The 13,143-nt window shown below is 69.6% G+C and carries 11 protein-coding genes; 2 read left to right on the forward strand and 9 right to left on the reverse strand.

The window, feature by feature from the left end:
- Positions 1 to 9 precede the first annotated feature (9 nt).
- From QHF89_RS30540 to QHF89_RS30550, 3 genes are read right to left on the reverse strand one after another with little or no spacing between them, the layout of a single operon-like run.
- Positions 10 to 696 (reverse strand): restriction endonuclease subunit S, encoded by a 687-nt coding sequence (locus tag QHF89_RS30540; RefSeq protein ID WP_136965468.1) that lies wholly within the window; start codon positions 694 to 696, stop codon positions 10 to 12.
- Positions 689 to 2,269, reverse strand: a complete 1,581-nt coding sequence (locus QHF89_RS30545) for a type I restriction-modification system subunit M (RefSeq protein WP_136965467.1) — start codon at positions 2,267 to 2,269, stop codon at positions 689 to 691. Before QHF89_RS30545 ends, QHF89_RS30540 begins: the two co-directional genes overlap by 8 nt.
- Positions 2,270 to 2,272: 3 nt before the next feature.
- A complete protein-coding gene (locus QHF89_RS30550) occupies positions 2,273 to 6,103 on the reverse strand; it encodes an NADH-quinone oxidoreductase subunit M (RefSeq protein WP_136965466.1) in 3,831 nt (1,276 codons plus the stop codon).
- Positions 6,104 to 6,228: 125 nt separating this feature from the next.
- On the opposite strand from QHF89_RS30550, the gene QHF89_RS30555 reads away from it, so the two are divergent.
- Entirely contained in the window at positions 6,229 to 7,101 is an 873-nt protein-coding gene (locus QHF89_RS30555; protein ID WP_284721126.1) for a PAS domain S-box protein, read from the forward strand.
- Positions 7,102 to 7,105: 4 nt separating this feature from the next.
- On the opposite strand, the gene QHF89_RS30560 is transcribed toward QHF89_RS30555, so the two are convergent.
- The 5 genes from QHF89_RS30560 to QHF89_RS30580 form a co-directional block, all read right to left on the reverse strand.
- Positions 7,106 to 7,903, reverse strand: a complete 798-nt coding sequence (locus QHF89_RS30560; protein WP_136965464.1) for a DUF3226 domain-containing protein — start codon at positions 7,901 to 7,903, stop codon at positions 7,106 to 7,108.
- On the reverse strand, positions 7,900 to 9,015 hold the full coding sequence (locus QHF89_RS30565; RefSeq protein ID WP_284721127.1) for an AAA family ATPase: 1,116 nt from the start codon (positions 9,013 to 9,015) through the stop codon (positions 7,900 to 7,902). Before QHF89_RS30565 ends, QHF89_RS30560 begins: the two co-directional genes overlap by 4 nt.
- 97 nt (positions 9,016 to 9,112) lie before the next feature.
- A complete protein-coding gene (locus QHF89_RS30570; RefSeq protein WP_136965462.1) occupies positions 9,113 to 9,730 on the reverse strand; it encodes an RNA polymerase sigma factor in 618 nt (205 codons plus the stop codon).
- Positions 9,731 to 9,870: 140 nt separating this feature from the next.
- Positions 9,871 to 10,620, reverse strand: a complete 750-nt coding sequence (yihA, locus tag QHF89_RS30575; protein ID WP_136927329.1) for a ribosome biogenesis GTP-binding protein YihA/YsxC — start codon at positions 10,618 to 10,620, stop codon at positions 9,871 to 9,873.
- Positions 10,617 to 10,952, reverse strand: coding sequence for a gamma-butyrobetaine hydroxylase family protein (locus QHF89_RS30580; protein ID WP_284721128.1), 336 nt, complete (start codon positions 10,950 to 10,952; stop codon positions 10,617 to 10,619). The genes yihA and QHF89_RS30580 overlap by 4 nt, the downstream gene beginning before the upstream one ends.
- Positions 10,953 to 11,073: 121 nt before the next feature.
- On the opposite strand from QHF89_RS30580, the gene QHF89_RS30585 reads away from it, so the two are divergent.
- Complete coding sequence (locus tag QHF89_RS30585; protein WP_284721129.1) at positions 11,074 to 12,192, forward strand: metallophosphoesterase; 1,119 nt, start codon at positions 11,074 to 11,076, stop codon at positions 12,190 to 12,192.
- Here the strand turns inward: QHF89_RS30585 and QHF89_RS30590 are convergent.
- Positions 12,158 to 13,132: a Gfo/Idh/MocA family protein gene (locus QHF89_RS30590; RefSeq protein WP_136965459.1), complete on the reverse strand. Its 975-nt coding sequence runs from the start codon at positions 13,130 to 13,132 to the stop codon at positions 12,158 to 12,160. The genes QHF89_RS30585 and QHF89_RS30590 overlap by 35 nt on opposite strands.
- Positions 13,133 to 13,143 lie beyond the last annotated feature (11 nt).

Raw genomic sequence — 13,143 nt, forward strand, 5'->3', positions numbered from 1 at the left:
GCGCGATCGTCACGGCTTCTTCGATACGTCGAGCGCGCCCGAGAGGAGCTGCGGGAGGAGCGCGTCGCGGATGCTCGAAAGGCGTCGGTTTTGCGCCTGGAGCGCGACCATCGCCTCGGGGCGCGTGACGGATTGTTCGAGCGGGAGGCCGAGGAGCGCGGCGAATTGGAGGGCGCTCAGGACTTCAATGATACGATCCTGGACATCCAGCGGGGGCACGGCGAGCTCGAATTCGAAGAGGTCGCTCTGGTAAAGCTCCGGGTACGTCGAGCCGTTCGCCACCTTGTCGAGGTAAGGCCGGTTCGCGCGCAGCCAATACGCGAGGTAGAGCGGGCGCAAGGCCGGGCCGCAGCGGAAGTTCAAAAAACCCTGGTTCGTCGCCATCGGGACGGCATTCACGGCGACGGCCCCGACCGGCGCGCGTTTGCTCAGCATGACGGTCCCGGGGGGCAGGAGCTTCGCCGAGGAGTGTTCCAGGCCGAGCTGCGTGATCGAGCGCTCCGTGCGCGAGACGAAGAGGCCGTCCTGCAGGCTCGTGATTTCTTTTGGCGTGAGCCAGGGGAGGTCGCCGTCCCAGTAGGCGTCGACGGACGTGCTCGGCGTGCCGCCGCTGTCGACACGCGTGATCAAGTCTCCGTCCGGCTCCAGCGTGCTCCGGCGCCAGCTCTTCGGGCAGATCAAATACGGCTCAGCCACGGAGGAGGTCCTCCAGGACACGCAAGGCCGCATTCGAGGCACGATCGATCTGCTGGAACCGCGCGAGGATCTCGGCGAGCTCCGCCTGCAAGGCGCCGTGATCCCACGTCGCCTGCGGGCGGCTCTCGAAGCCCACGTAGCGGCCCGGGACGAGCACGTATTTGTGCGCGCGGATGTCGGCGAGCGTCGCGGAGCGAGCAAAGCCGGGCACGTCGGCATATCGGACCGGTTCGCGTTCGCCGCGCCAGGCGTGGTAGGTGTCGGCGATCTTCTTGATGTCTTCGGCGGTGAGGACGCGCTTCACGCGGTCGACCATCGTCCCCAGATTCCGCGCGTCGAGGAGCAGCACGTTGCCGCTGCGGTCCCCGAGCCGTTTGCCCTGCTCGCCGATCCCGTGTTTCTTGTCGCGCGCGAGGATCCACAAGCACACCGGGATCTGCGTCGAGTCGAAGAGCTGGCCGGGCAGCGCGATGATACAATCGACGAGGTCCGCCTCCAGGAGCTTTCTCCGGATCTCCCCCTCCCCCGATTGCTGCGACGACATGCTGCCGTTCGCGAGCACGAAGCCGGCGACGCCCGCAGGCGCGAGGTGGTGGAGGAAATGCTGGACCCACGCGAAGTTCGCATTGCCCACGGGCGGCAGGCCAAACGTCCAGCGCGGGTCCTCGCGCAGGCGCACGCCGCCCCAGTCGGAGTCGTTGAAGGGCGGGTTCGCGAGGATGTAATCGGCCTCGAGGCCCTCGTGCAGGTCGCGCTGGAAGCTGTCCGCCCATTCGGCGCCGAGGTCGCCTTCGAGCTGGCGGATGGCGAGGTTCATCTTCGCGAGGCGCCACGTCGTGGGGTTCGACTCCTGGCCGTACACACGAAGGTCGCCGATGCGCCCGCCGTGCTCCTCGACGAACCTCTCGCTATGCACGAACATGCCGCCCGAGCCGCAACACGGGTCGAAGACACGGCCCTTGTACGGGGCGAGCATTTCCACGAGGAGCTCGACGATGCATTTGGGCGTGTAGAACTGGCCGCCGCGTTTGCCCTCGGCCGCGGCGAAATGGCCGAGGAAGTACATGTACACGTCGCCGAGGACGTCGCGCCCGCGCCGCGCCTTGTCCCTGAAGCCGATGTCGCCGAAGAGCACGAGCAGCTCGCCGAGGCGCTGTTTGTCGAGCGCGGGCCGGGCATAGTCCTTGGGCAAGACGCCCGCGAGTGCAGGGTTTTCGTGCTCGATCGCGAGCATGGCCTCGTCGACGAGCTTGCCGATGGTGGGCGCGGTGGCGTGATCCGCGAGGAAGGACCAGCGCGCTTCCCGGGGGACCCAGAAGACGCCGTCGGCGCGATAGGCGGCCGGGTCCTCGGGATCGGCGCCGGCCACCGCGGAGAGGGCGGCGTGTTTCTCCTCGAAGGCGTCGGAGATGTATTTGAGGAAGATGAGCCCGAGGACGACGTGTTTGTACTCCGCGGCGTCGAGGCTGCTCCGCAGCTTGTCGGCCGCCGCCCATAACGTCGCCTCGTAATCACCGACGCCTCCGCCCTCGGCGGGCGGCTTGGGCGCGCTCGTTCTGGCCGTGCGCGTCATCGTTCAGACGCGCCCACGGGGCTGCTCCGTCGACGCAATCTGCAAAGGCCCCGGTCGATCGACGAGCCTGTGCATTCCGAGGCAGGCCTGATCCACCATGCCGAGGAGCGGCCGCGGCGCCACGCCGAGCAAGACCAATCCGATCGCGAGGGGCAACGCCGCCGCGAGCTCGCGCCTGTACATGGCGGGGAACTTGCCGCCGAACGGCTCCAGGTACTTGCTCGTCTGCCACTCCCCGCGGGCCTCGCCAAACAAGAGGTGCCCCATCGCGAAGATGTGCACCGCCGCGAGCGCCACGATTCCGATCGCCCCGAAGACGCCAATCGCCCGCTCCCGGGCGAACGCGCCCCAGAGCGCGAGCAGCGGCCCCCAGAAGCCCGCGAGCAGCGGCAATCCGAGGGACGCGAGCATGCCGAGGGCAAAGAGCGTCGCGAAGAGCGGCATCTCCCGCGAGAGGCCGCCGAATCGCCCGAGGTCCCGCGTCTGGACCCGCGATTCGAGGACCGACACGAGCACGAAGAGCAGGCCGAGGATCACGCCGTGCGTCGCCGCCACCACGACGCTCGCCTCGAATCCCTGCGGCGTGAGGGATCCGATCCCGAGGAGCGCGATCCCTCCGTGTGCACCGGCAATCCGCGCCAAGAAGCGCTTGAGGTCGTCTTGCGCGATCGCCGCGAGCGCGGAGACGAGGATGCCCGCCGCGCCGAGGATCGAGATCGTCGTCGCCGCCCAGCGCATGCCCTCCGGCAAGACGCCGACGTTGAGGCGCAGAAGGCCGTACACGCCCGTGGAGAGCAGCGCGCCCGAGAGAAGGACGCTCGTCGGCGCGTCGGTCTCGGCATGCATGTCGGCGAGGTATCCGGGGAACGGGAACGCTGCCATGCGGAGCGCGAAGGCGGCGAAGAGCGCGGTCCAGAGGACCTTCACGGCCGAAAACCCGCCGATGTCGAGGCCCTTGTCGACCCAGGCCACACGCGCGAGCTCCGGAATCGCGGCCGAGCGGCGGACGGATTCGCCGGTCGCGAGGTACGTGGGGTCTCCGTGTTGCCAGAGGAACCAGGACGCAGCGCAGAGGAGCGCGGCGCCGATCAGGGACGAGACGAGGACACGGGCCGCGGCGCGGCGCGGGCCCGGGCCGCCGCGGCGCGCGACGAGAAGGCTCGTGGGGAGGAGGCCGAGGAGCCAGAAGGCGCAGAACAGAAAGAGGTCGAGCGAGACGAGGACGCCAAGCGAGGCCGTGAGGAAGACGCCGGCGAGGGCGTGGTAGGTGGCCGCGCGGTCGCGCAAGCCGGCGCTGGCGATCGAGGCGACGAAGGCGAGGAGGACGGCCGCCGCGACGAGCGCGAGGGAAATGCCGTCGACGCCGAGGAAGTATTCGACGCCGAGCGAAGGGAAGAGGCGGCCGCGCTCGAGGAGCTGGAAGCCGTCGTTGCCGTCGGCGTGGCTGAAGGCGCGGTCGAACCGGACGCAGAGCCAGGCGACGAAGGCGAGGAGCGAGCCGTGGACGAGGGCGCTCGTCGCGGCGAGGACACGGGGGCTGTCGCGGCGCGTGACGCGGAGGAGGAGCGCGAGGAGCGTGCCGAGGAGAGGGAAAAAGACGACGACGGAGAGCGGCGTGCGACCGAGGAAGCCGAGGCCGAGCGGGCGTTCGGCGTGGATGGCGAGGGCGAGGGGGCGGCCGGGTTCGGCGCCGTCGCCGGCGCGGGCGTTCGATTCGACGAGGACCTGGCCGTAGAGCTCGCGGGCGCGGGCGGATTCGTATCGCCAGCGGATGCTGACGCGGCGCTCCTGGCCCGGCGGGATGCGCGTGGAGGCGCGCGGGCCTTCGACGGTGACGGTGATGCCGGGCGGCAGGCGTGGATCGTTCGCGGAAGAGCGGACGTCGACGCGCGAGAGCTCGATCGGGCCGGGGCCTTCGTTGCGGAGGAAAAACGCGCCCGTCATGTGCTCGCCGTCGGGCGCGAGGGAGAGCTCGACATGATCGCCGCCGAACTCGGGGCGAAGGACGGCGCGGCCCGCAGGCTCGTCCGCGAAAGCAGGGGCGGCGAGGCCGAGGATCACGAGCGCGGCGAAGAGGGAGAAGAGGCGCTCGAAAAGGCGCGCCGGCAAGCCGAGGACGAGGTCGTCGATCGCGGAGACGAGCTTGGAGGCGCCGCGCGCGATCGTGGTGGCCGCCTCGAAGAGAACCTCGCCGAGCTTCGTGCCGGTGCCTTCGAGGAGGAGACGCGCGCCGGGGAAGGTCTTCGCAGGTCGCGTCTCGTCACGCTCGGTCGCGCGCAGGCAAGTCGCCGCACGCACGAGCGCATGGAGGGCGAGGAGGACGACGGCGAAGGCAGGCTCGTCGAGGCCCACCGCGACGAAGGCGAGGCCCGTGACGGCGAGCGCGCCGTACACGAGGCGATGGGGGTGTCGTGGGTCGAGCACGGCACGAAGCGCCGCGACCACGGCCGAGAACGCGCCGAAGATGGTGACGACGCCGGCAGCCATGGGGCTCAACGTGAAGAGGTCGGAGAGGCGCACGAGGAGGAGCGGCCCAGGCGCGAGCGCGAGGCCAAGGACAAGCGCGAGCGCAGGGGGCGAGAGAGACGCCGCAGCGCCCGGGAGCCAGCCGGAGAAGGGAAAGGTCGCGCTCGTCGCGGCGGCGCCCGCGAAGAGGAGGAGGCACGCGAGGGTGACGAGGCCGATCGAGCCGGCGCCGAGCTTGCCGAGGAGCGAGCGCGTGACGCTCTGGCGCCCCGCCTCGTCGCGGAGGACGAGCTGATCGTGGATCTCGCGAAACGCGACCGTGGGACCGAGCGGCGTGATGCGCACTTCCTCGCCCGCGGGGACGACGAGGCCCTCGATCCAGGCGACCTCGAGGCCATCGCCGGTGACCGTGGCGCCGCCGCCCGGCGCGATGACGATCGAATGCGGGCCCGCCGCAATCTCCCGGCGCACGAAGGGCGCGACCGCGAAGGGCGCGGGGTTCTGCGCGAGCTGCGCGCGGTCGGAGACGCCGATGTACACACGCGCGCCCGGATGGCTCGTGAGCGTGAGGAAGCCGCGCTTCTCCGCGCGCTCGGCGACGATCTTCACGTCGCGCTCGCCGCGCGGACGTTGGACGTCCTCGGCGAGCGTCGCGTCGGCGGGAATCCGCCCCTCGGCATACACCGGGACGAATCGCGCACGGAAATCCGCGAGGAAATGGCCCTCGTCGATCCACGCGCCGCCGAGGCCCCAGAACAGGAAGGCGAGGCCGGAGACGGTCGCAGCGCCGCCGAGGCTCGCCACGACGCCCGCGCGCATGCCCGCGGACGCGGCAGGCTGCGAGCTCTTGCCCTGCACCACGAAGAGGCCCGTCGCGAGGACGACGGCGCCCCAGCCGAAGAGCCACACGATCGCGTCGGCCGCGAGCACGACGAGCGAGAGGCCGGACGAAAAGAGCGAAGCCGTCGCGGTGAACCGAATCGCCGCGCGATCGTCCTCGACGCGTTTCCTCGCGGCGACATGCACGAGCGCGACGACGAGGAGGGCCGTGAGGAGGAAGCCCGCGCCGAGCGGGTCGAGGGCGAACGAGGCGTTCGCGTCGAGCGAGCCGATACGCACGAGGCGGAAGGCCACGTCGAAGAGCGCGCGGCGCGCAGGTTCGAGCGAGGCGAGGCGCGTGGTGTCGACGAGGGCGAGCCCGAGCGCGAGCAGCGTCGCGCCGAGGCCGAGGTGCGTCGCGCGGCGTCGCCCCATCCGCGCGCCGAAGAGGGCCACGACGATCGCGGCGAGCAGAGGCACGAGCGGCACGAGGCCGAGCGGCACGAGGGGCGCCTCGACGGGCGTGAGCGGACCGGCATACGCGGGCATGGCTGTCCGGGAGAATGTCGCGCGCGTCGCAAGGCGCCAGCCCCGTTCGTCACGCCCCGCGATCGAGCGGGAAAGAGCAGGGCATCGTCAGGGCGAGAAACGGGCGGGCGTGTCACGCTCCGCGGATGCAGACGGACACCGACGTCGCATTCCGGAGCGACGACGCGGCGAGCGAGCTGGCCAGGCTGCGCAAGGAGAACCGGCGCCTGCGCGAGGACCAGCGCCGCCTGGAGACGCTGGTCGAGGTGACGAACGACTGGGTCTGGGAGATCGACACGAACGGGATCTACACGTTCGTGAGCCCGCGAATCCGCGATTTTCTGGGCTACGAGCCGGAGGATGCGCTCGGAAAGTCGCCGTTCGACTTCATGCCGCCCGAGGAGGTGGCCCGCATGCGCGCCCTCTTCATCCCGATCGTGACGGCACGCGCGCCGTTCAAGGACGTGGAAAACGTCAACGTGCACAAGGACGGGCGGCGCGTGGTGCTGGAGACGAGCGGCGTGCCGCTCTTCGACGAGGCCGGCGGCTACTGCGGGTATCGCGGCGTGGACCGCGACGTGACGATGCGCAAGGTGGCCGAGTCGGAGCGCGCGCGGATGCAGGAGGAGATCATCCGGGCGCAGGAGTCGATGCTGGAAGAGCTCGAAACGCCGCTCCTGCCCGTGGCCGAGGGCGTGATCGTGATGCCGCTCATCGGCTCGGTGGACAAACGCCGCGCCGCGAGGATCGTCGACGCGCTGCTCGCCGCGGTGTCGACGCGCGCCGCGACGTTCGCGATCATCGATCTGACGGGGCTGCGCGCAGCCGATCAAGCGGTGATGGGGCTGCTCTGCGAAGCGGTGCGCGGAGCCCGGCTGCTCGGCGCGGAGGTGCTCTTGACGGGCGTGCGGTCCGAGGTGGCCCGGACGATGGTGGAGCTCGAGCTGCACGGGGTGCGGACGTTGAGCACGCTGGCGCGGGGGATCACGTTTGCGCTGGGGGCGCAGAGGCGCAGGTGAGGACCTACGTCCCGGTGATGTCGAGGAGAGCGTAGAGGAAGGCGCGCACGGCCTTGATGCGCGGGAGTTCGCAGGATGCGCCTTCGAGCCAGCGATTGTCCTGGATGGAGACCTGGACAGCCTTGCCGGGACGAAGGACGCCCGTGATGCATGCGACGGTCGCTTTGTTTCGCCCTGCTGGCTTCGTGAAGTCCGCCATGTCCTGACGATCGAAGGCGTCATCCTCTGGATTCACGCTTGCCACGAGCGTGCGGGCCGCGGAGAGGAGCGAGGGGTAGCTGGTCGCCGCGCACGCGAGGAGGAGGTCTTCGAGCGTGCCTTGTTGCTCGTTGTCCGGCAGCACGAACGCACCGGTCCGCGGTGGGCCGGGTGCGATCTCGCCGGGCTCGTCGGCGAGGGCCACGGGGGCATCCTTCGAGGCCGCGAGCCTGGCCTTCAGTTCCGCGAAGCGCTGGCGCGGAGTCGCCTTCTGGTCGGCGTCAAGGAAGACACCGATGGCCCCTGGGGATGGGCGCAGCTCGGAGAGAGACTCCTCGATGGTCTCGGCAATGCGCGACTCGCCGGTCGCTGCATGGATGGCGAGGGAAACATCAGCGTTTTGGAAGAAGAAGGGAACCGAGACGCGGCGGAGCAGATCGAGATCGGGCGGCGGTGGGAAGCTCGTGGGGATGAGTCGCTTCCAGTAGGGATCGACTCCCGGTTGCTTCTGGACCCGCTTCAAGCCGAGAGGCTTGAGCAGCCGCGCGACGAGCTCCACGTCGTGCGGGCCCTCCACGACGATGTACGCGTTCCGAACGCTCATCGCACGTCGAGCCCTCGCTCGTAGCGGATGCGCTTGAGCAGGTCCTCTCCGTAACGGCGGGCCGTCGTCTGCTCGCCCTCACGTTCGAGTCGGTAGGCGACGATGTCTTCTTCGGGCGTCGGATCGACGGCCAGGATCGCGTCGAGCGCTTCGAGGCTGTGCGTCGTCGCGAAGACCTGCACGTCGTGCTTCGTACAGGCGTCGAGAAGCCAACGGAAGACATGCCCCAGTGCGGAGACATGGATCGCGGTTTCGAGTTCGTCGATGAGGAGAACGCCGCCAGCGACGCTCGGAATCGCGAGGGCGAAGAGCAGCGCTCGCCGGACCCCATCACCATAGGAGCTGAGGGGCGAGAGTCCTGCGTGCTTGTCGCGCAGGTACACGCGGGGCGCACCAGGATTGCCCTGGGGAGGCACGAGCAACTCGACACCTTCGATCGTCGGTTCGATCTTCCGTAACAGATCGATCGCGGCCCCATCCAAGCCCGCCAGCTTCGCATCGGAGTAGAGACGGACGGTCTGGATCCAGTGATCCGGTTGGTGAATGTATCGGAAGGCCGTCCCAAGCTGCACGCGCTCGCGAGGACGTTCGAAGCGTTCTCCTTCCCATAGGGTGAATGAACCACGTGCTTCGTCGCCATCGAACAGATCGAGCTGACGCTGCTTCAGCAACAAGTCGATCTGCGCACCGCGACGCTCAAGCGATTCAGCCGTGAACTCTTCCGTCATCGTCATCTGCGAGTTCGAAATTGTCCCTCGTACCTCAAGGTACCGAGCCGTGACTTCACGCAGCGGGACTCGTCCTGACCCCAGGAGGCGCACGGTCCCATCATAGGGGGTCTCCCGATCGCGACCTGCCGTATGGGGGAACAGCCAGCAGAGCCGCTCGATCACCGTGAAGCCCGAGCCCCCGAGAGGCTCTCGCTGCCAAGCCGTGTTCAGCCAGTTCCACGGATCAAGCGGCGCGCTGAAGATGCGCAGGGCTTCCAGCACGCTCGTTTTTCCCGAGTTGTTCCGGCCGACGAGCAGGTTGAACCGCCCGAGATCACGGAGTTCCAGATCGCGAACCCCGCGGAACCGCTCCACCGTGAAGCTCTCGAGAGGCAGTCTCATGGGCACGACCGGGGACATGTCCCGAAGATGGCAAGCTCTATACCACCGTGCGAACGACGACGGGGCTTTGACTCGTTTTCCGAGGAAACCCGAGTGTTCACTCGTCCTCGCCGCCGCTGCCCACGCCTTGCATTTCGAGCGGCCCTTCGAGGGCCACGCGCAGCGCCGAGAGGGCGCGCGCCGCGCGGGACTTCACGGTGCCGAGCGGCACGCCGTCGCGCTCGGCGATCTCGGGATAACTGAGCCCTTCGAAAAACGCCGTCTCCAGGGTCGCGCGTTGCGCCGCGGGCAAACCACCGAGCGCGGCCCGCACGGCGCGGCGTTCGAGGTCGAGGACCGAGCTCGACTCGGGATCGACCACGGGCTCGATCGGCTCGTGCCGCAGCTCTTCGTCCGTGATCTGCGCCCGCCGCGTGCGTCGCCGCGCGCGATCGAGGGCGAGGTTTCGCACCGTGGTGACGAGCCAAGCGACGACGGTGCCGCGCTCGGCGCGGTACTGATCGGCGCGCTCGACGATCGCGACGAACGCGTCGTGCACGACGTCCTCGGCTTCGAGCGCGTCCCGCACGATCTTGAGCGCGAGGCCGTACGCGACGCTCGCGTGGCGATCGTAGATCTCCGCGATGGCGTCGTCGTCCCCATCACAGATGCGGCGCATGGCGCGCGCGTCCAGCGCGTCACGCTCCGCCCGGCTCTGGCGCCCACCCGCCGTCATCGCCACCTAACGAAAGGAGCACACAGGCCGAACGTCAACCGATTTACGGTGCGCATCGCCGTACGCTCCCGTGCTGCTGGGCACGCGTCCCAAGGGCGGGCACGCCGCGCGCAGATGGAAAAGGACGCACACGCGCGCCGTCAAGCAGGCTCCGGCTCCGGGTCCTTCACGACGGACGTCGCCTCGGGCGTGCCGAGCGTGACCTTGCGCAGGAGCGCCCACAGCTCCGCGCGGCCCTCGCCCGTGACCGAGGAGAAACCGATCACCTTGCGCCCGGTGCTCTTCGCCATCGCCGCCGTCGCGCTTCGGCTCGCCGAACGGCCGATCTTGTCGGCCTTCGTGGCGACGATGACGATCTCCACCGGCCGGCGCTGGACGTCACGCGCCTCCTCCACGAACTGGATGAGCTCGAGGTCGTCCTCCTCCAGGCCGCGACGCACGTCGACCAGGATGACGAGGGCCGCGAGCGTGATGCGGCCGCGCAGGTACCCCTCGATGAGGTCCCCCCACGCCGTCCGCTCGGCCTTCGAGCGTTTGGCGTAGCCGTAGCCGGGCAGGTCGATGAGGTGGAAGGTCGCGCCGTCCCGCGCGCGCGCCTCGAAGAGGTTGATCTGCCGGGTGACGCCCGGCGTGGCCCCCGTGCGCACGAGGCCCTTGCGCTCGACGAGCGTGTTGATGAGGCTCGACTTGCCCACGTTCGACCGGCCCGCGAACGCGATCTCGGCCATCGTCGGCGCAGGGAGCGACGAGCCCGGCGCGGCCGCGGCGAGGAAATCGGCATGCACGATCTGCTTCGGATCGAGCGCCTTCTTTTTGCCGTCCGGCGGCGCGGCCTTGGGCTTGGGTCCTGCGGCAGGTGTCTTTTTCGCCGGCTTCGTCTTTTCGTTCACGGCACCGATCCTGGGCTGAACGTGGGTTTGCACGCGTCGCACTGGCAGAGCGAACGGAGGTATCGAAACGAGTAAATTCCCGTGTCGTGCTGGTCGCCCCAGGTGAACTGCAAGGCGTAGTTGCCGACCTGCTGGATGTCCCGAAGGAAGAGGTCGCCGCCCGGCACGAAATGGATGGTGCCGCCGTGCCCCTGGCAGACCGCGCAAGGGCAGTAGCCGCGCAGGATCTCGTGCGGAAGCACGCTCTTGTGCCCGTCGGCCCACTCGATCTCCATGGTCCGTGCCCCATGCGGGGCTTTGACCATCGTGGGTTCGATCCTCGGATCGCTCATCGTGCCTGCTCCCTGTGATCTTGGGACTCGCGCGCTAGCATGAAGCTTCGGGCGACGTAAAGCAGCCATTTTCCTGGCGGCCCCGAGGGTGATGCGAAGGTTCTGGACTGTCCTCTTTGCCGTGACGATCGCGCTGCACGTGACGTTCGCCATGGCCACACACGCGATCCTCGCGCGCCTCGACGCGCCAACGCCTTGGCTCCTCACGCTCGTGCTCTGCGCGCTGCTGGCGTTTGCGTTTCGAGGGCGGATTCAGCTCGCGTCGGCCGATCGTCCGGTCCCACGCCTGCGCCGCCTGCTCGTCGAGGAGCCGTACTACGTGCACTGGTGCGCCCTCGTGGCCGCGCTGCCGTTGTGGCTCGTCAGCCTGGCCCTCGCGATGCTGGCGAGCTTCGTCGTGCCGGCGACGCACGTGCCGACGTCGGGGTCGCTCGCGATCGTCGCGTACGCGCTCGGGCTCGCGCTCGCCGGCTGGGGTGTGTTCGTGCGGCGCCGCTGGGTCCGCGTGCGGACGATCGACGTGCCCATCCGCGGCCTTCCGCCCGCCTTCGACGGCTACCGCATCGCGCACCTGTCGGACCTGCACATCGGCGCGCTTTGCCCCCGCGAGCACGCCGATCGCTGGGCGGAGACCGTCCGCGCGCTCGACGTCGACCTCGTCGCGCTCACGGGCGACTACGTGACGAGCGGCAACACGTTCCACGGCGAGGTCGCTGATCTCGCGAGCTCGTTGAAGAGCCGCGACGGGGTGCTCGCCGTGATGGGCAACCACGACTATTTCGGCAACGGCGAGGCGCTCGTGGGGAAGCTGCGCGAGGCCGGCGTCGCCGTGCTGCGAAACGAACGCAAGGCGATCGAGCGAGACGGCGAGCGCCTCATGATCGCGGGGGTCGACGACACGTGGTCGCGCCGCGCGAACGTGCAACGCGCGCTCGACGGCCACGATCACGGCGCGCCGATCGTCGTGCTGGCCCACGATCCGCAGCTCTTCCCGGATCTGTCCGCGCGGGGCGCCTCGCTCGTGCTCTCGGGTCATACGCACTGGGGCCAGGTCGCCGTGCCCTTTCTTTCGACGCGGTACAATCTGTCGGCCCGCGTGTATCGCTATCACGCGGACCTCTACCGCGAAGGCGACGCGTGGCTCTACGTGAGCCCAGGGCTCGGGACGACGGGGCCGCCGGTGCGGCTCGGCGCGGCGCCGGAGATCACGATCCTTCGGCTCGAAGCGAAGCCGGCCTGAGGTCCATCTCGCCGAGCACCCGCTCCGCCTGCCCGAGCGCGCGCACGACGACCACGCCCTCCTCCAACGGCGTGCGCGGCGCGCGGCGCTCCTCCACGCAACGCAGGAAGTGATCGATCTCCACGGCCATCGGCTCGCGCCACGGGACGCGGATCTCCTCGGCCGGCCCTTCGAAGAGCCCTGCGCTGCTCGCGGGGGAACGGGAGAGAAAAATGCGATCCGGCGCGCGCACGTCGTCGAGCATCGCCACGCAGGACGAGCCCACGACGACGATCCGCCGCTCCTTCGTCGCATGCACGCGCGAGAGCTCGATCCGCGCGTCAAACCCCGACGCGAGCCGCAAGCCGAGCACGACCGGATCACCCTCCGGGCCACTCGTCGCTTCGAGCGCCTCGATGCGGAGCGGTTCGAGCGCGTGCACGATCGAGAGATCGTGCGGGCCGAGCGACCAGAGCGCGGGCACCGATCGATCCCCACGAATGGAGAGGCGCGACGCCGCGAGGTGCCGGATCGTGCCGAGCGCCCCCTCGTGCACCATCGCGACGAGGCGCTCGACCGCCGGGTGGTACCGCAAAAGGTGCCCCACCATCGCCACGCGCCCGAGCGAGGCCGCGCGCAAGGCGCAACGCTCGGCGTCCGCGGCCGAGAGCGCGAGCGGCTTCTCGACGAGCACGTCGAGCCCCGCGTCGAGCGCCGTGAGCACGAGCGACGCATGCGAGCGCGGCGGCGTCGCGATCACCACGGCGCGCGCGCCGAGCCCGATCGCCTCCTCCAAGCTCTCGACGATCGCCGCGGAAGGCGCCTTCACGCGCGCGAGCTCGCGCCGCGCCGCGCTCGTCTCGGCGACCGCGACGAGCTCGGCCCGCGGGCTCTCGCAAAGCACACGGAGCAGGTTCTCGCCCCACGCGCCGCAGCCGACGAGGGCGACGGGTACGGTCACGGCCGCTCCCT

The organism is Polyangium sorediatum (genome assembly GCF_029946465.1).
In the GTDB taxonomy this organism is placed as follows: domain Bacteria; phylum Myxococcota_A; class Polyangia; order Polyangiales; family Polyangiaceae; genus Polyangium; species Polyangium fumosum.